Below are 16,864 nucleotides of genomic sequence, written 5' to 3'. Positions count from 1 at the left end.
TCACCGCGATTGATTGCAGTGCGACATATCGTCACTGCATCGTTACTTTTTCGAGCTCAGAGACCTTTGCTCTCTGTTAAGGATTTCCAGCATGACCGACGCGACAGGACTCATGGCCCACAACTGGGGCTTTGCCATTTTCCTCCTCGGTGTTGTAGGCCTTTGCGCCTTCATGCTCGGCGTGTCCAGCCTCCTCGGGTCAAAAGCCTGGGGCCGCAGCAAAAACGAACCGTTCGAATCCGGCATGCTGCCTACAGGTGGCGCCCGCTTGCGGCTCTCAGCCAAATTCTATCTGGTCGCGATGTTGTTCGTGATCTTCGATATCGAAGCCCTCTTTCTCTTTGCATGGTCTGTGTCCGTCCGCGAAAGCGGCTGGACCGGATTCGTCGAAGCTCTCGTTTTCATAGCAATTCTGTTGGCAGGTCTTGTCTACCTGTTCCGAGTGGGCGCCCTTGACTGGGCTCCGGAAGCTCGTCGCAAGCGGCAAGCGAAGCTGAAACAATGAGGCTTTGGCAATGCAATACAATCTCACCAGGATCGACCCGGATGCTCCTAACGAGCAGTACCCCATCGGCGAACGGGAAACCGTTTCCGACCCGTTAGAAGACCAAGTCCACAAAAACATCTACATGGGCAAGCTGGAAGACGTGCTGAGTGGTGCGGTCAACTGGGGGCGTAAAAACTCCCTGTGGCCGTACAACTTCGGCCTTTCGTGCTGCTACGTGGAAATGACCACCGCCTTCACGGCGCCCCACGACATCGCGCGCTTTGGCGCCGAAGTGATCCGGGCCTCGCCGCGCCAGGCGGATTTCATGGTTATCGCCGGTACCTGCTTCATCAAGATGGCGCCGATCATCCAGCGTCTCTATGAGCAAATGCTCGAACCAAAATGGGTTATCTCCATGGGTTCGTGCGCCAACTCCGGTGGCATGTACGACATCTACTCGGTCGTTCAAGGGGTGGACAAGTTCCTGCCCGTGGACGTCTACGTGCCTGGCTGCCCGCCCCGTCCCGAAGCGTTCCTGCAAGGCTTGATGCTGTTGCAGGAATCGATTGGCAAGGAGCGTCGCCCACTGTCCTGGGTGGTCGGTGATCAAGGCGTTTATCGCGCCGAGATGCCGTCTCAAAAGGAACAGCGCCGCGAACAGCGAATCGCAGTCACCAACCTGCGCAGCCCCGACGAAGTCTGATCCAGCCCGCTTCTTTTATAGAACGAAAACCTGGCTTCATTCTTTACGTTGACCGAAAGCGATAAAAAACCATGACTACAGGCAGTGCTCTGTACATCCCGCCTTATAAGGCAGACGACCAGGATGTGGTTGTCGAACTCAATAACCGTTTTGGCCCTGACGCCTTCACCGCCCAGGCCACACGCACCGGTATGCCGGTGCTGTGGGTGGCGCGTGCCAGGCTCGTCGAAGTCCTGACCTTCCTGCGCAACCTGCCCAAGCCGTACGTCATGCTCTATGACCTGCATGGCGTGGACGAGCGTCTGCGCACCAAGCGCCAGGGCCTGCCGAGCGGCGCCGATTTCACCGTGTTCTACCACCTGATGTCGCTGGAACGTAACAGCGACGTGATGATCAAGGTTGCCCTGAGCGAGAGCGACCTGAGCATCCCGACCGTGACCGGTATCTGGCCGAACGCCAGCTGGTACGAGCGTGAAGTCTGGGACATGTTCGGTATCGACTTCCCCGGCCACCCGCACCTGACGCGCATCATGATGCCACCGACTTGGGAAGGTCACCCGCTGCGCAAGGACTTCCCTGCCCGCGCCACCGAATTCGACCCGTTCAGCCTCAACCTGGCCAAGCAGCAACTGGAAGAAGAAGCCGCGCGCTTCCGCCCCGAAGACTGGGGCATGAAGCGTTCCGGCACTAACGAGGACTACATGTTCCTCAACCTGGGCCCGAACCACCCTTCGGCTCACGGTGCCTTCCGTATTATCCTGCAACTGGACGGCGAAGAGATCGTCGACTGCGTCCCGGACATCGGCTACCACCACCGTGGCGCCGAGAAGATGGCCGAGCGTCAGTCCTGGCACAGCTTCATCCCGTACACCGACCGTATCGACTACCTCGGCGGCGTGATGAACAACCTGCCGTACGTGCTCTCGGTCGAGAAGCTGGCCGGTATCAAGGTGCCGGACCGCGTCGACACCATCCGCATCATGATGGCCGAGTTCTTCCGGATCACCAGCCACCTGCTGTTCCTGGGTACCTATATCCAGGACGTCGGCGCCATGACCCCGGTGTTCTTCACCTTCACCGACCGTCAGCGCGCGTACAAGGTCATCGAAGCCATCACTGGCTTCCGTCTGCACCCGGCCTGGTACCGCATTGGCGGGGTGGCCCACGACCTGCCGAACGGCTGGGAGCGCCTGGTCAAGGAATTCATCGACTGGATGCCCAAGCGTCTGGACGAATACCAGAAAGCCGCCCTGGACAACAGCATCCTCAAAGGCCGCACCATCGGCGTCGCGCAGTACAACACCAAAGAGGCCCTGGAATGGGGCGTCACCGGTGCCGGCCTGCGTTCCACTGGTTGCGACTTCGACCTGCGTAAAGCGCGCCCATACTCCGGCTACGAGAACTTCGAGTTCGAAGTACCGCTGGCGGCCAATGGCGATGCCTACGACCGTTGCATCGTGCGCGTCGAAGAAATGCGCCAGAGCCTGAAGATCATCGAGCAGTGCATGCGCAACATGCCGGCCGGCCCGTACAAGGCGGATCACCCGCTGACCACGCCGCCGCCCAAAGAGCGCACGCTGCAGCACATCGAAACCCTGATCACGCACTTCCTGCAGGTTTCGTGGGGCCCGGTGATGCCGGCCAACGAATCCTTCCAGATGATCGAAGCGACCAAGGGTATCAACAGTTATTACCTGACGAGCGATGGCGGCACCATGAGCTACCGCACCCGGATTCGTACCCCAAGCTTTGCCCACTTGCAGCAGATCCCTTCGGTGATCAAAGGCGAGATGGTCGCGGACTTGATTGCGTACCTGGGTAGTATCGATTTCGTTATGGCCGACGTGGACCGCTAAGCATGAACAGCACGCTTATCCAGACAGACCGTTTCACCTTGAGTGAAACCGAGCGCTCGGCCATCGAGCACGAGCTGCATCACTACGAAGACCCGCGCGCGGCGTCTATCGAAGCCCTGAAGATCGTCCAGAAGGAACGTGGCTGGGTGCCCGACGGCGCCCTCTACGCCATCGGCGAGATCCTCGGCATCCCCGCCAGCGACGTTGAAGGCGTGGCCACGTTCTACAGCCAGATCTTCCGTCAGCCGGTGGGCCGCCACATCATTCGCGTGTGCGACAGCATGGTCTGCTACATCGGCGGCCATGAGTCCGTGGTCAGCGAGATCCAGAACAAGCTGGGCATCGGCCTCGGCCAGACCACCCCGGACGGCCGCTTCACGCTGCTGCCGGTGTGCTGCCTAGGCAACTGCGACAAGGCGCCGGCGTTGATGATCGACGACGACACATTCGGTGACGTACAGCCCGCTGGCGTCACCCAATTGCTCGAGGGCTACCCATGACCCTGACTTCCTTCGGCCCGGCCAACCTGATCAAGCGTTCGGCCGAGACTCACCCCCTCACCTGGCGCCTGCGTGACGACGGCGAGCCGGTATGGCTCGACGAGTACCAGGCCAAGAACGGCTACGCGGCTGCGCGCAAAGCCTTCGCCGACATGGCCCAGGACGATATCGTCCAGACCGTGAAGGACGCCGGCCTCAAGGGCCGCGGCGGTGCGGGCTTCCCCACTGGCGTGAAGTGGGGCCTGATGCCCAAAGACGAATCCATCAACATCCGCTACCTGCTGTGCAACGCAGATGAAATGGAGCCCAACACCTGGAAAGACCGCATGCTGATGGAGCAACTGCCCCATCTGCTGATCGAAGGCATGCTGATCAGTGCCCGTGCGCTGAAAACCTACCGTGGCTACATCTTCCTGCGTGGCGAGTACACCACCGCCGCCAAGCACCTCAACCGTGCCGTGCAAGAAGCCAAGGCCGCAGGCTTGCTGGGCAAGAACATCCTCGGTTCCGGCTTTGACTTCGAACTGTTCGTACACACCGGCGCCGGGCGTTATATCTGCGGTGAAGAAACCGCACTGATCAACTCCCTTGAAGGCCGCCGCGCCAACCCGCGCTCCAAGCCGCCCTTCCCCGCCGCCGTGGGCGTGTGGGGCAAGCCGACCTGCGTGAACAACGTCGAGACCCTGTGCAATGTGCCAGCGATCATCGCCGACGGCGTGGACTGGTACAAATCCTTGGCCCGTGAAGGCAGCGAAGACATGGGCACCAAGCTCATGGGCTTCTCCGGCAAGGTCAAGAACCCTGGCCTGTGGGAGCTGCCGTTCGGCGTGACCGCGCGCGAGCTGTTCGAGGACTACGCCGGCGGCATGCGCGACGGCTACACCTTGAAAGCCTGGCAGCCAGGCGGCGCCGGTACCGGCTTCCTGCTCCCTGAGCACCTCGACGCACAGATGTATGCCGGCGGCATCGGCAAGGTGGGTACCCGGATGGGTACTGGCCTGGCGATGGCGGTCGACAACACGGTGAACATGGTCTCGCTGCTGCGCAACATGGAGCAGTTCTTTGCCCGTGAATCGTGCGGTTTCTGCACCCCATGCCGCGACGGTCTGCCGTGGAGCGTCAAGCTGCTGATGGCCCTGGAAAATGGCGAAGGCCGCGAGGGTGACATCGAAACCCTGCTGGGCCTGGTCGGCTTCCTCGGCCCAGGCAAGACCTTCTGTGCTCACGCACCGGGCGCCGTGGAGCCATTGGGCAGCGCAATCAAATACTTCCGCTCGGAGTTCGAAGCCGGCATCGCGCCCACCAGCGCCGCCGTCCCGCCTCTGGCGAAGCCGATCGTAGTCGGCGCGTAACGCTTAAACAGGCGAAGGGTCCGTGCCCTTCGCCTGCTCATGTGCTGACGCCTTCAAGGCTGTGTAGATGCACATGAATAACAAGATTCCATTAGCCACGCCCGCTGACAACGGGCCAACGAAGAACTTTGAACCATGGCCACTATCCACGTAGACGGCAAAGCGCTCGAAGTCGATGGGGCGGACAACCTGTTACAGGCGTGTCTGTCACTCGGTCTCGACATCCCGTATTTCTGCTGGCACCCCGCGCTTGGTAGCGTCGGTGCCTGTCGCCAGTGTGCGGTCAAGCAATACACCGACGAGAACGACACCCGTGGTCGTATCGTCATGTCCTGCATGACCCCAGCCACCGACAACACCTGGATCTCCATCGACGATGAAGAATCCAAGGCATTCCGCGCCAGCGTTGTCGAATGGCTGATGACCAACCACCCCCACGACTGCCCGGTCTGTGAGGAAGGCGGTCACTGCCACCTGCAAGACATGACGGTGATGACCGGCCACAACGAGCGCCGTTATCGCTTCACCAAGCGTACCCACCAGAACCAGGACCTCGGCCCGTTCATTTCCCACGAAATGAACCGCTGCATCGCCTGCTACCGCTGCGTGCGCTTTTATAAGGACTACGCCGGCGGCACCGACCTGGGTGTATTCGGCGCCCACGACAACGTGTACTTCGGTCGCGTTGAAGACGGCGTGCTGGAGAGCGAGTTCTCCGGCAACCTCACCGAGGTCTGCCCGACCGGTGTGTTCACCGACAAGACCCACTCCGAGCGCTACAACCGTAAGTGGGACATGCAGTTTGCACCGAGCATCTGCCATGGCTGCTCCAGCGGTTGCAACATCTCCCCGGGCGAGCGCTACGGCGAACTGCGTCGCATCGAAAACCGCTTCAACGGTTCGGTCAACCAGTACTTCCTGTGCGACCGTGGCCGTTTCGGCTATGGCTACGTCAACCGCGAAGACCGCCCACGCCAGCCACTGTTGGCCGATGGCGCCAAGCTGAGCCTGGACGCCGCACTGGATAAGGCCGCCGACCTGTTGCGCGGCCGTAACATCGTCGGTATCGGTTCACCACGTGCCAGCCTCGAAAGCAACTTCGCCTTGCGCGAGTTGGTAGGTGCCGAGCACTTCTACTGCGGTATCGAAGCCGGCGAGCTGGAGCGCATCCGCCTGGTCCTGCAAGTGCTGAACGACAGCCCGCTGCCGGTTCCGAACATGCGCGACATCGAAGACCACGATGCGATCTTCGTGCTCGGTGAAGACCTGACCCAGACCGCCGCGCGTATCGCGCTGTCCCTGCGTCAATCGGTCAAAGGCAAGGCCGAAGAAATGGCCGACGCCATGCGCGTACAGCCGTGGCTCGACGCGGCCGTGAAAAACATCGGCCAGCACGCGCTGAACCCGCTGTTTATCGCTTCTCTGGCTGAAACCAAGCTCGACGACATCGCCGAAGAATGCGTGCACGCTGCGCCGGACGACCTGGCCCGCCTCGGTTTCGCCGTGGCCCATGCCCTCGACGCCAGCGCGCCTGCGGTTGAAGGCCTGGACGCTGAAGCCGTCGAACTGGCCCAGCGCATTGCCGACGCCCTGCTGGCGGCCAAGCGTCCGTTGATCATTGCCGGTACCTCGTTGGGTTCCAAGGCGCTGATCGAAGCCGCTGCCAACATCGCCAAGGCCCTGAAGCTGCGCGACAAAAACGGTTCCATCAGCCTGGTAGTGCCGGAAGCCAACAGTCTGGGCCTGGCCATGCTCGGTGGCGAGTCCGTGGACGCGGCGCTGCAAGCCGTGATCGACGGCAACGCCGACGCCATCGTGGTACTGGAAAACGACCTGTACACCCGCACCGCTGCGGCCAAGGTTGACGCTGCGCTCAACGCCGCCAAGGTGCTGATCGTCGCCGACCATCAGAAGACCGCCACCAGCGACCGCGCCGACCTGGTGCTGCCAGCCGCCACCTTCGCTGAAGGCGACGGTACCCTGGTCAGCCAGGAAGGCCGCGCCCAGCGCTTCTTCCAGGTGTTCGATCCGAAGTACATGGACGCCAGCATCCTGGTGCACGAAGGCTGGCGCTGGCTGCATGCCCTGCGCGCCACCCTGCTGAACCAGCCGATCGACTGGACCCAGCTCGACCACGTCACCGCTGCCACCGCTGCCAGCGCGCCGCAACTGGCTCGTATCGTCGATGCCGCGCCGTCTGCCGCGTTCCGCATCAAGGGCCTGAAACTGGCGCGTGAGCCGTTGCGTTACTCCGGTCGTACCGCCATGCGTGCTGACATCAGCGTGCACGAGCCGCGTACCCCGCAAGACAACGACACCGCGTTTGCCTTCTCCATGGAAGGTTATTCGGGTTCGGCCGAGCCGCGTCAGCAGGTGCCGTTTGCCTGGTCGCCGGGCTGGAACTCGCCGCAAGCCTGGAACAAGTTCCAGGACGAAGTCGGTGGTCATATCCGCGCTGGCGACCCGGGCACCCGCCTGATCGAAAGCAGCGGTGACTCGCTGAACTGGTTCGCTGCGGTACCGCGTCCGTTCAACCCGGCGCCGGGCACCTGGCAGGTCGTGCCGTTCTTCCACCTGTTCGGCAGCGAAGAAACTTCTTCCAAGGCCGCGCCGGTGCAAGAGCGTATTCCTGCCGCCTATGTGTCTGTCGCCAAGTCCGAAGCCGACCGCCTGGGCGTCAACGACGGTGCGCTGCTCAGCCTGAACGTGGCCGGCCAGACCCTGCGTCTGCCGCTGCGTATCAATGACGAGCTGGGTGCCGGCCTGGTTGCACTGCCTAAAGGCATCGCCGGTATTCCGCCTGCCATTTTCGGCAAAACCGTTGACGGTCTGCAGGAGGCAGCGCAATGACTTGGTTCACGCCGGAAGTAATTGACGTGATCATCTCGGTGGTCAAGGCCATCGTGATCCTGTTGGCCGTGGTCGTCGCGGGCGCGTTGCTCAGCTTCGTCGAACGTCGCCTGCTGGGCTGGTGGCAGGACCGTTACGGTCCGAACCGCGTTGGCCCATTCGGCATGTTCCAGATCGCGGCCGACATGCTGAAAATGTTCTTCAAGGAAGACTGGACCCCGCCGTTCGCCGACAAGGTGATCTTCACCCTGGCACCGGTGGTAGCCATGAGCGCATTGCTGATCGCCTTCGCGATCATCCCGATCACCCCGACCTGGGGCGTGGCGGACCTGAACATCGGCTTGCTGTTCTTCTTCGCCATGGCCGGTTTGTCGGTCTATGCCGTGCTGTTCGCCGGTTGGGCCAGTAACAACAAGTTCGCCCTGCTGGGCAGCTTGCGGGCCTCGGCCCAGACCGTGTCCTACGAAGTGTTCATGGGCCTGGCCCTGATGGGCATCGTGGTGCAGGTTGGCTCGTTCAACATGCGCGATATCGTCGAGTACCAGGCGCAGAACCTGTGGTTCATCATTCCGCAGTTCTTCGGCTTCTGTACTTTCTTCATCGCTGGCGTGGCCGTGACTCACCGTCACCCGTTCGACCAGCCGGAAGCGGAACAGGAACTGGCCGACGGTTACCACATTGAATATGCCGGTATGAAATGGGGCATGTTCTTCGTTGGTGAGTACATCGGCATCATCTTGATCTCGGCCCTGCTGGTCACGCTGTTCTTCGGCGGCTGGCACGGTCCGTTTGGCATCCTGCCGCAGTTGGCCTTCTTCTGGTTCTTCTTGAAGACCGCGTTCTTCATCATGCTGTTCATCCTGCTGCGCGCCTCGATTCCGCGCCCGCGCTATGACCAGGTGATGGATTTCAGCTGGAGATTCTGCCTGCCGCTGACCCTGATCAATTTGCTGGTGACGGCTGCCGTCGTGTTGTTGAACACGCCCGCTGCCGCGGTTCAGTGAGGATTTGACCCATGTTCAAATATATTGGCGACATCGTTAAGGGTACCGGTACCCAGTTGCGAAGCCTGGTGATGGTGTTCGGTCACGGCTTTCGCAAACGCGACACCCTGCAATACCCCGAAGAAGCGGTGTACCTGCCGCCGCGCTATCGCGGCCGCATCGTACTGACCCGCGACCCCGACGGCGAAGAGCGTTGCGTAGCCTGCAACCTGTGCGCCGTGGCGTGCCCGGTGGGTTGCATCTCCCTGCAGAAAGCTGAAACCGAAGACGGTCGCTGGTACCCGGACTTCTTCCGTATCAACTTCTCGCGCTGCATTTTCTGCGGCCTCTGCGAGGAAGCTTGCCCGACCACCGCGATCCAGCTCACACCGGATTTCGAGATGGCCGAGTTCAAACGTCAGGACCTGGTGTACGAGAAAGAAGATCTTTTGATCTCTGGTCCCGGTAAAAACCCTGATTACAACTTCTATCGTGTTGCAGGTATGGCCGTTGCCGGTAAGCCGAAGGGCGCCGCACAAAACGAAGCCGAGCCGATCAACGTGAAGAGCTTGCTGCCTTAAGGAAGAAAGATGGAATTCGCTTTCTATTTCGCATCGGGTATTGCAGTGGTGTCCACGCTTCGCGTGATCACCAACACTAACCCTGTGCACGCCCTGCTCTACCTGATCATTTCGCTGATCGCCGTGGCCATGACCTTTTTCAGCCTCGGTGCACCGTTCGCCGGTGTGCTGGAAGTGATCGCCTACGCCGGCGCCATCATGGTGCTGTTCGTGTTTGTGGTGATGATGCTCAACCTGGGGCCGGCTTCGGTCGCCCAGGAGCGCGTCTGGCTCAAGCCCGGCATCTGGCTCGGCCCGGTTGTGCTCGCAGCCCTGCTGCTGGGTGAACTGCTGTATGTACTGTTCGCTCACCAGAGCGGCCAGGCCATCGGCCACACCACCGTAGACGCGAAAGCCGTGGGCATCAGCCTGTTCGGCCCGTACCTGCTGGTGGTCGAACTGGCTTCGATGCTGCTGCTCGCCGCGGCCATCACGGCCTTCCACTTGGGCCGCAACGAAGCCAAGGAGCAATGACGATGCCTGCTATCCCTTTGGAGCATGGTCTGGCGGTCGCCGGCATCCTGTTCTGCCTTGGCCTGGTCGGCCTGATGGTTCGCCGTAACATTCTGTTCGTGTTGATGAGCCTGGAAATCATGATGAACGCCGCGGCACTGGCGTTCATCGTGGCAGGCGCACGTTGGGGCCAGCCGGATGGACAAGTCATGTTCATCCTGGTGATCAGCCTGGCAGCCGCCGAAGCCAGTATTGGCCTGGCGATCCTGCTGCAACTGTATCGTCGCTTCCACACGCTTGATATCGACGCTGCCAGTGAGATGCGCGGATGAACATGATCTTTCTGACTTTCGTATTCCCCCTGATCGGTTTCCTGCTGCTGTCGTTCTCTCGCGGGCGCTGGTCGGAAAACCTCTCGGCCCTGATCGGCGTGGGCTCCATCGGCCTGTCGGCCATCGTGGCCGCCTACGTCATCTGGCAATTCAATGTGGCACCGCCTGAAGGCGGTCACTACACCCTGGTGCTGTGGCAGTGGATGGCGGTTGAAGGCTTCAAGCCCAACTTCGCCCTCTACGTCGACGGCCTGTCGATCACCATGCTCGGCGTGGTGGTGGGTGTGGGCTTCCTGATCCACTTGTTCGCGTCCTGGTACATGCGCGGTGAAGCGGGCTACTCGCGCTTCTTCTCGTACACCAACCTGTTTATCGCCAGCATGCTGTTTCTGGTGCTGGGCGATAACCTGTTGTTCCTGTACTTCGGCTGGGAAGGCGTGGGCCTGTGCTCGTACCTGTTGATCGGTTTCTACTACAGCAACCGCAACAACGGTAACGCGGCACTCAAGGCATTTATCGTCACCCGCATCGGCGACGTGTTCATGGCCATCGGCCTGTTCATCCTGTTCCAACAGGTGGGCACGCTGAACATCCAGGAACTGCTGGTACTGGCTCCGCAGAAATTCCAGGTCGGCGACTTCTGGATCACCCTGGCGACCCTGATGCTGCTGGGCGGCGCCGTGGGTAAATCTGCGCAACTGCCGCTGCAAACCTGGCTGGCGGATGCGATGGCCGGCCCTACCCCGGTATCGGCATTGATCCACGCCGCCACCATGGTAACCGCCGGTGTCTACCTGATCGCCCGTACCCACGGCCTGTTCACCCTGGCGCCGGACATCCTGCACCTGGTGGGCATCGTGGGCGGCGTGACCCTGGTGCTGGCCGGCTTCGCCGCGCTGGTGCAGACCGACATCAAGCGTATCCTCGCCTACTCGACCATGAGCCAGATCGGCTACATGTTCCTGGCCCTTGGCGTGGGCGCCTGGGACGCGGCGATCTTCCACCTGATGACCCACGCATTCTTCAAGGCCCTGCTGTTCCTCGCCTCCGGTGCGGTGATCGTGGCGTGCCACCACGAGCAGAACATCTTCAAGATGGGCGGCCTGTGGAAGAAACTGCCACTGGCCTACGCCAGCTTCATCGTCGGTGGTGCCGCCCTGGCCGCCTTGCCGTTGGTGACCGCCGGTTTCTACTCCAAGGACGAAATCCTCTGGGAAGCTTTCGCCAGCGGTAACCAGAACCTGCTGTACGCAGGCCTGGTGGGTGCGTTCATGACCTCGCTGTACACCTTCCGCCTGATCTTCATCACCTTCCACGGTGAAGCCAAGACCGAAGCGCACGCAGGCCACGGCATCTCCCACTGGCTGCCACTGTCGGTGCTGATCATCCTGTCGACCTTCGTCGGCGCGATGATCACTCCACCGCTGCACGGTGTGTTGCCACAGAGCGTCGGCCATGCCGGCGGCGAAGCCCAGCACAGCCTGGAAATCGCCTCGGGCGCCATCGCCATCGCCGGTATCCTGCTGGCGGCCCTGCTGTTCCTCGGCAAGCGTCGCTTCGTGACCGCCGTGGCCAACAGTGGCATTGGTCGCTTCCTGTCGGCCTGGTGGTTCGCTGCCTGGGGCTTCGATTGGATCTACGACAAACTGTTCGTCAAACCTTACCTTGCGATCAGCCACGTGCTGCGCAAAGACCCGCTCGACCAGACCATCGGTTTGATCCCGCGTGCCGCCAAGGCCGGTCACACCGCCCTGAGCCGCAGCGAGACCGGCCAATTGCGTTGGTATGCAGCTTCCATGGCCGTCGGTGCCGTGCTGGTGATCGGCGCCATCGTGGTGGTAGCGGTATGACTATGAACATTGCGTACTTTGCGAACTTGCAAAAGGAAACGAGCCCGTCATGATTCTGCCCTGGCTAATCCTGATCCCCTTTATCGGCGGCCTGCTCTGCTGGATGGGTGAACGCTTCGGCGCCACCCTCCCCCGCTGGATTGCGTTGCTGACCATGTCCCTGGAACTCGCGCTCGGCCTCTGGCTGTGGGCCCATGGTGACTACTCATTCGCTCCGGCACCGGGTGTCGACCCCACCTTCGCGCTTGAATTCAAGCACGTGTGGATCCAGCGCTTCGGCATCAACGTGCACCTGGCCCTCGACGGCCTGTCGCTGTTGATGATCCTGCTGACCGGCCTGCTGGGTATCCTCTCGGTACTCTGCTCCTGGAAAGAGATCCAACGTCACGTGGGCTTCTTCCACCTGAACCTGATGTGGATTTTGGGCGGTGTTGTCGGCGTGTTCCTGGCGCTGGACCTGTTCATGTTCTTCTTCTTCTGGGAAATGATGCTGGTGCCGATGTACTTCCTCATCGCGCTCTGGGGTCACAGCTCTTCGGACGGCAAGAAAACCCGGATCTACGCAGCGACCAAGTTCTTCATCTTCACCCAGGCTTCCGGCCTGATCATGTTGGTGGCGATCCTGGGCCTGGTACTGGTCAACTTCAACAACACCGGCGTGATTACCTTCAACTACGCCGACCTGTTGAAAACCAAGATGTCGCTGACCACCGAGTACGTGCTGATGCTGGGCTTCTTCATCGCCTTCGCGGTGAAGCTGCCGGTGGTGCCGTTCCACTCCTGGTTGCCTGACGCCCACGCCCAGGCGCCGACTGCCGGCTCCGTGGACCTGGCCGGTATCCTGCTGAAGACCGCTGCCTACGGCCTGCTGCGTTTCGCCCTGCCGCTGTTCCCGAATGCTTCGGCCGAATTCGCGCCGATCGCCATGACCCTGGGTCTGATCGGGATCTTCTACGGTGCGTTCCTGGCTTTCGCGCAAACCGACATCAAGCGTCTGATTGCCTTCTCGTCCGTTTCCCACATGGGTTTCGTACTGATCGGCATCTACTCCGGCAGCCAACTGGCGCTGCAGGGTGCGGTGATCCAGATGTTGGCCCACGGTGTTTCCGCCGCTGCCCTCTTTATCCTGAGTGGCCAGTTGTACGAGCGCCTGCACACCCGTGACATGCGTGAGATGGGTGGCGTGTGGTCGCGCATCGCGTACCTGCCGGCCATCAGCCTGTTCTTTGCCGCCGCGTCGCTGGGCTTGCCGGGTACCGGTAACTTCATCGGCGAGTTCCTGATCCTGATGGGTGCCTTTGTGCAAACGCCGTGGATCAGCGCCATCGCCACCTCCGGCCTGGTGTTCGGTTCGGTCTACTCGCTGATCATGATCCACCGCGCCTATTTCGGCCCGGCCAAGTCCGACACCGTCCTGCAAGGGATGGATGCGCGCGAACTGATCATGGTGCTCGGCCTTGCGGTACTGCTGGTCTTCATCGGCGTGTACCCGCAACCGTTCCTGGACACTTCTGCCGCAACGATGCATGGCGTGCAGCAGTGGTTCGGCACCGCCTTCTCCCAACTCGCTTCGGCCCGGTAAGAGCGCTATGGAATTCACGATCCAACACTTTATCGCGCTTGCGCCGCTGCTGATCACCAGCCTCACCATCGTGGTGGTGATGCTGGCGATCGCCTGGCGCCGCAATCATTCGCAAACGTTCCTGCTGTCTTGCGCCGGGTTGAACCTGGCCCTGCTGTCGATCATTCCGGCCCTCAAGGTCGCGCCACTGGCGGTCACGCCACTGATGATGGTCGATGACTTCGCACTGCTGTACATCGCCCTGATCCTGGTGGCGACCCTGGCCTGCGTCACCCTCGCCCACGCCTACCTCGGCGAAGGCGGCACCGGCTACCCGGGCAACAAGGAAGAGCTGTACCTGCTGATCCTGCTGGCTGCGGCCGGCGGTATCGTGCTGGTCAGCGCTCAGCACCTGGCGGGCCTGTTCATCGGCCTGGAACTGCTGTCGATCCCGACCTACGGCCTGGTGGCCTATGCCTTCTTCAACAAGCGCTCCCTGGAAGCCGGCATCAAGTACATGGTGCTGTCGGCTGCCGGTTCCGCGTTCCTGTTGTTCGGTATGGCCCTGCTCTACGCCGAAGCTGGCAGCCTGAGCTTCACCGGTATCGGCCACGCCCTGGCCGCCACCAACAGCCCGGCGCCGATTGCCCAACTGGGCCTGGCGATGATGCTGATCGGCCTGGCGTTCAAGCTGTCGCTGGTGCCGTTCCACCTGTGGACCCCGGACGTGTACGAAGGCGCCCCAGCGCCGGTGGCGGCGTTCCTGGCCACTGCGTCGAAAGTGGCGGTGTTTGCGGTGATGGTGCGTCTGTTCCAGATCTCCCCCGCCGCCAACACCGGCGTGCTGAGCAACGTGCTGACCGTGATCGCCATAGCGTCGATCCTGTTCGGTAACCTGCTGGCCCTGACCCAGAACAACCTCAAGCGTCTGCTGGGCTATTCGTCCATCGCCCACTTCGGCTACCTGCTGATCGCCCTGGTGGCGAGCAAAGGCCTGGCCGTGGAAGCCATTGGCGTGTACCTGGTCACCTACGTGATCACAAGCCTGGGTGCGTTCGGCGTCATCACCTTGATGTCGTCGCCGTACAAAGGCCGTGACGCCGACGCCCTGTACGAATACCGCGGCCTGTTCTGGCGCCGGCCGTACCTGACCGCCGTGCTCACCGTGATGATGCTGTCCCTGGCCGGCATTCCGCTGACGGCGGGCTTTATCGGCAAGTTCTACATCGTCGCTACCGGTGTCGAAGCCCACGAATGGTGGCTGGTTGCCTCGCTGGTACTGGGCAGCGCCATCGGCGTGTTCTACTACCTGCGCGTGATGGTCACCCTGTACCTGATCGAGCCAAACCTGCGCCGTGTGGATGCCGAGCTGCATTGGGAACAGAAAGCCGGTGGCGTCATGCTGCTGGCCATCGCCCTGCTCGCGTTCTTCCTGGGCGTGTACCCACAACCGTTGCTCACCCTAGTGCAGCACGCGGTGCTGGGCGTTTGATCGCTTAGATTAATGCAGTAAACATAACGGCGCCTTTGGGCGCCGTTTTGCATTTCTGTAGCCTGGCTTTTTCCCTTCCCTACTCGCTGAAATTTCCTCTTCAATCTGCCTCCTCATCCGGCATCTTCCCCGCTGGATGCGGCCTAAGGTGTCTGCGTTTTAAGAAAGTTCCCACAGCTTGGGCGCTTGACCCAAAGCGAGTGGGCCACCAAACTATACGCAGGCTACGTACAGAACATGGATGCTCTATTTATCGAACTGCCGGCATTCGAACGGCATCGCAGGGACTATCTGAGCGATGAACTTTTTCACGGTTTTCAGCAGGAGTTGATGAAAAACCCAGAAGCGGGAGACGTGATCGAAGGAACGGGCGGGTTGAGAAAGGTTCGCTTCGTCGATGAGCGACGAAACAAAGGCAAGCGCGGTGGCCTGCGGGTCATTTACTACTGGTGGTCAGGCGGTACGCAATTCTGGTTATTCACTTTGTACGGCAAACACGAACAGAACGACCTGACACCCCAACACAAGAAAGCCCTTAAACACATGCTAGACAGGGAAATCAAAGCGAGAACACACCATGAAACGTGAAATCTTTTCCGAACTGGTCGAAGGCTTCGACGCCTTGGCTGATGAACGCCAGGGCAAAATTACCCTGCGCACCCACAAAGCGCACCTCAACAAGCTGGCGCCACTCAGCGCTGACGAGGTAATCGCCGTACGCCAGCAACTCAACCTGTCCCGCTCGGTATTCGCCATGTACCTGCGCACCAACACCCGCACCTTGGAGAACTGGGAGCAAGGCCGGGCCAAGCCGAATGCGCAGGCTGTCACGTTGATACGACTGGTGGCGCGCTTTCCGGAAACCGTGGCGCAACTTGCCGCATTGGGCTGACCGGCAATAGCCGCAAAAAAAACGCCCCGAGCATTCGGGGCGTTTTTGCAGCGCAAACAGCGTTAGAACGCGATACCCACCTTGAAACCATACTCATCACGCTTGAGCTTGGTGTTGTCGGCCACATAGGAGTCGTTATCGAGCTTGTACTCGGTGCGGGTGTAGTACAGGCCCGCCATCACTGGCAGGTCGCCCTTCTGGTTCATCAGCAGGCTGACTTCGGCGTAAGGGTTGGTGCGGTCCTTGAGGTCTACGGTGTCGCTGCCGACGCCGTCGACCTTGAGCTTGGCGCGGCCGTCGATGGTGTGACGGGCGCCGGCTTCAACGCGCAGGGTCATGTCATCGAACTGGTGGTTGTAGCCCAGCGCCGCCTTGGCAAACGGCGATTTGTTGGTGAGCTTCATGTCGTAGCCATTGGTGTCCGGCTCGTAGCGGGTCCAGCTGTAGCCACCGCCCACGATCACGTCGACAAAATTGCGCGCATCCAGCGCGGCACGCCAGCCGAGGTCGAGGTCGGCCTGGCCTTCCTTGAGTTTGTTATCGCTTTTTTCACCGTACTTGGCTTCGATACCGGCCTGGTAGATAAAGCCCGACTCGGCAGTGAGCTTGTTGCCGAAGTTGTAGAACAGGCCGGCTTCGGGCATGTGGTCTTTGTCGCTTTCGCTGCCGCCTTCAAGTTTGAAGTCGTTGTAGCTGCCCATGATCCCGAACGTGGAAATCGGGTCAGTGGAAGGTGCTGCGAACACCACGCCAGGCGCAGCCACCAGGGCCAGCAACGAGGTGTTCTTGAGGAATTTTCCGAATAGTTTGGACATCGTTTTACATCTCCATTTTAAGGTGGGCAAAGTATTCAGGAATCGGTTCGAACCTTGGCTTTTGCAAAAAGTTCGAACGGATTTGCACCAAAACGGAGGAAAAACGATTCAGCGAAGG

16 protein-coding genes are annotated in these 16,864 nt (G+C 60.9%); 15 read left to right on the top strand and 1 reads right to left on the bottom strand.

All coding sequences use genetic code 11. From position 1 onward, the window contains the following. Positions 1-91 precede the first annotated feature (91 nt). From TX24_RS11325 to TX24_RS11255, 15 genes are all read left to right on the top strand, one after another. Positions 92-505, top strand: a complete 414-nt coding sequence (locus TX24_RS11325; protein WP_003192109.1) for an NADH-quinone oxidoreductase subunit A — start codon at positions 92-94, stop codon at positions 503-505. A 10-nt stretch (positions 506-515) separates the two neighbouring features. Further along, positions 516-1,190: a NuoB/complex I 20 kDa subunit family protein gene (locus TX24_RS11320; RefSeq protein ID WP_003174719.1), complete on the top strand. Its 675-nt coding sequence runs from the start codon at positions 516-518 to the stop codon at positions 1,188-1,190. Between the two features lie 71 nt (positions 1,191-1,261). Then, positions 1,262-3,046: an NADH-quinone oxidoreductase subunit C/D gene (nuoC, locus tag TX24_RS11315; protein ID WP_003192111.1), complete on the top strand. Its 1,785-nt coding sequence runs from the start codon at positions 1,262-1,264 to the stop codon at positions 3,044-3,046. 2 nt (positions 3,047-3,048) lie between these two features. Then, on the top strand, positions 3,049-3,546 hold the full coding sequence (nuoE, locus tag TX24_RS11310) for an NADH-quinone oxidoreductase subunit NuoE (RefSeq protein ID WP_003174721.1): 498 nt from the start codon (positions 3,049-3,051) through the stop codon (positions 3,544-3,546). Further along, positions 3,543-4,898, top strand: a complete 1,356-nt coding sequence (gene nuoF / locus TX24_RS11305) for an NADH-quinone oxidoreductase subunit NuoF (RefSeq protein ID WP_034133820.1) — start codon at positions 3,543-3,545, stop codon at positions 4,896-4,898. The genes nuoE and nuoF overlap by 4 nt, the downstream gene beginning before the upstream one ends. A gap of 135 nt (positions 4,899-5,033) precedes the next feature. Then, on the top strand, positions 5,034-7,748 hold the full coding sequence (nuoG, locus tag TX24_RS11300; RefSeq protein ID WP_003192114.1) for an NADH-quinone oxidoreductase subunit NuoG: 2,715 nt from the start codon (positions 5,034-5,036) through the stop codon (positions 7,746-7,748). After that, complete coding sequence (nuoH, locus tag TX24_RS11295) at positions 7,745-8,752, top strand: NADH-quinone oxidoreductase subunit NuoH (RefSeq protein ID WP_003192116.1); 1,008 nt, start codon at positions 7,745-7,747, stop codon at positions 8,750-8,752. The genes nuoG and nuoH overlap by 4 nt, the downstream gene beginning before the upstream one ends. Before the next feature lie 11 nt (positions 8,753-8,763). Then, positions 8,764-9,312, top strand: coding sequence for an NADH-quinone oxidoreductase subunit NuoI (gene nuoI, locus TX24_RS11290; RefSeq protein WP_003174725.1), 549 nt, complete (start codon positions 8,764-8,766; stop codon positions 9,310-9,312). Positions 9,313-9,321: 9 nt separating this feature from the next. Further along, positions 9,322-9,825 (top strand): NADH-quinone oxidoreductase subunit J, encoded by a 504-nt coding sequence (gene nuoJ / locus TX24_RS11285; RefSeq protein ID WP_003174726.1) that lies wholly within the window; start codon positions 9,322-9,324, stop codon positions 9,823-9,825. Between the two features lie 2 nt (positions 9,826-9,827). Then, on the top strand, positions 9,828-10,136 hold the full coding sequence (gene nuoK / locus TX24_RS11280) for an NADH-quinone oxidoreductase subunit NuoK (RefSeq protein WP_003174727.1): 309 nt from the start codon (positions 9,828-9,830) through the stop codon (positions 10,134-10,136). Continuing rightward, on the top strand, positions 10,133-11,986 hold the full coding sequence (gene nuoL / locus TX24_RS11275) for an NADH-quinone oxidoreductase subunit L (protein ID WP_034133818.1): 1,854 nt from the start codon (positions 10,133-10,135) through the stop codon (positions 11,984-11,986). The genes nuoK and nuoL overlap by 4 nt, the downstream gene beginning before the upstream one ends. Before the next feature lie 49 nt (positions 11,987-12,035). After that, complete coding sequence (nuoM, locus tag TX24_RS11270; RefSeq protein WP_003192119.1) at positions 12,036-13,568, top strand: NADH-quinone oxidoreductase subunit M; 1,533 nt, start codon at positions 12,036-12,038, stop codon at positions 13,566-13,568. Positions 13,569-13,575: 7 nt separating this feature from the next. Continuing rightward, positions 13,576-15,039 carry an NADH-quinone oxidoreductase subunit NuoN gene (nuoN, locus tag TX24_RS11265; protein ID WP_003192122.1) on the top strand — a complete coding sequence of 488 codons (1,464 nt, stop codon included), beginning with the start codon at positions 13,576-13,578 and terminating at the stop codon, positions 15,037-15,039. Positions 15,040-15,276: 237 nt separating this feature from the next. After that, positions 15,277-15,627, top strand: coding sequence for a type II toxin-antitoxin system RelE/ParE family toxin (locus TX24_RS11260; RefSeq protein ID WP_003192123.1), 351 nt, complete (start codon positions 15,277-15,279; stop codon positions 15,625-15,627). Further along, a complete protein-coding gene (locus TX24_RS11255; protein ID WP_003192124.1) occupies positions 15,617-15,931 on the top strand; it encodes a helix-turn-helix domain-containing protein in 315 nt (104 codons plus the stop codon). Before TX24_RS11260 ends, TX24_RS11255 begins: the two co-directional genes overlap by 11 nt. A 62-nt stretch (positions 15,932-15,993) precedes the next feature. On the opposite strand, the gene TX24_RS11250 is transcribed toward TX24_RS11255, so the two are convergent. Further along, positions 15,994-16,746: an outer membrane beta-barrel protein gene (locus tag TX24_RS11250; RefSeq protein ID WP_003192126.1), complete on the bottom strand. Its 753-nt coding sequence runs from the start codon at positions 16,744-16,746 to the stop codon at positions 15,994-15,996. Positions 16,747-16,864: the final 118 nt, after the last annotated feature.

The organism is Pseudomonas lactis (assembly GCF_001439845.1).
Lineage (GTDB): Bacteria > Pseudomonadota > Gammaproteobacteria > Pseudomonadales > Pseudomonadaceae > Aquipseudomonas > Aquipseudomonas lactis.
Note: the sequence above shows the minus strand (reverse complement) of the source record. Positions and strands in the feature narration are given on the sequence as shown.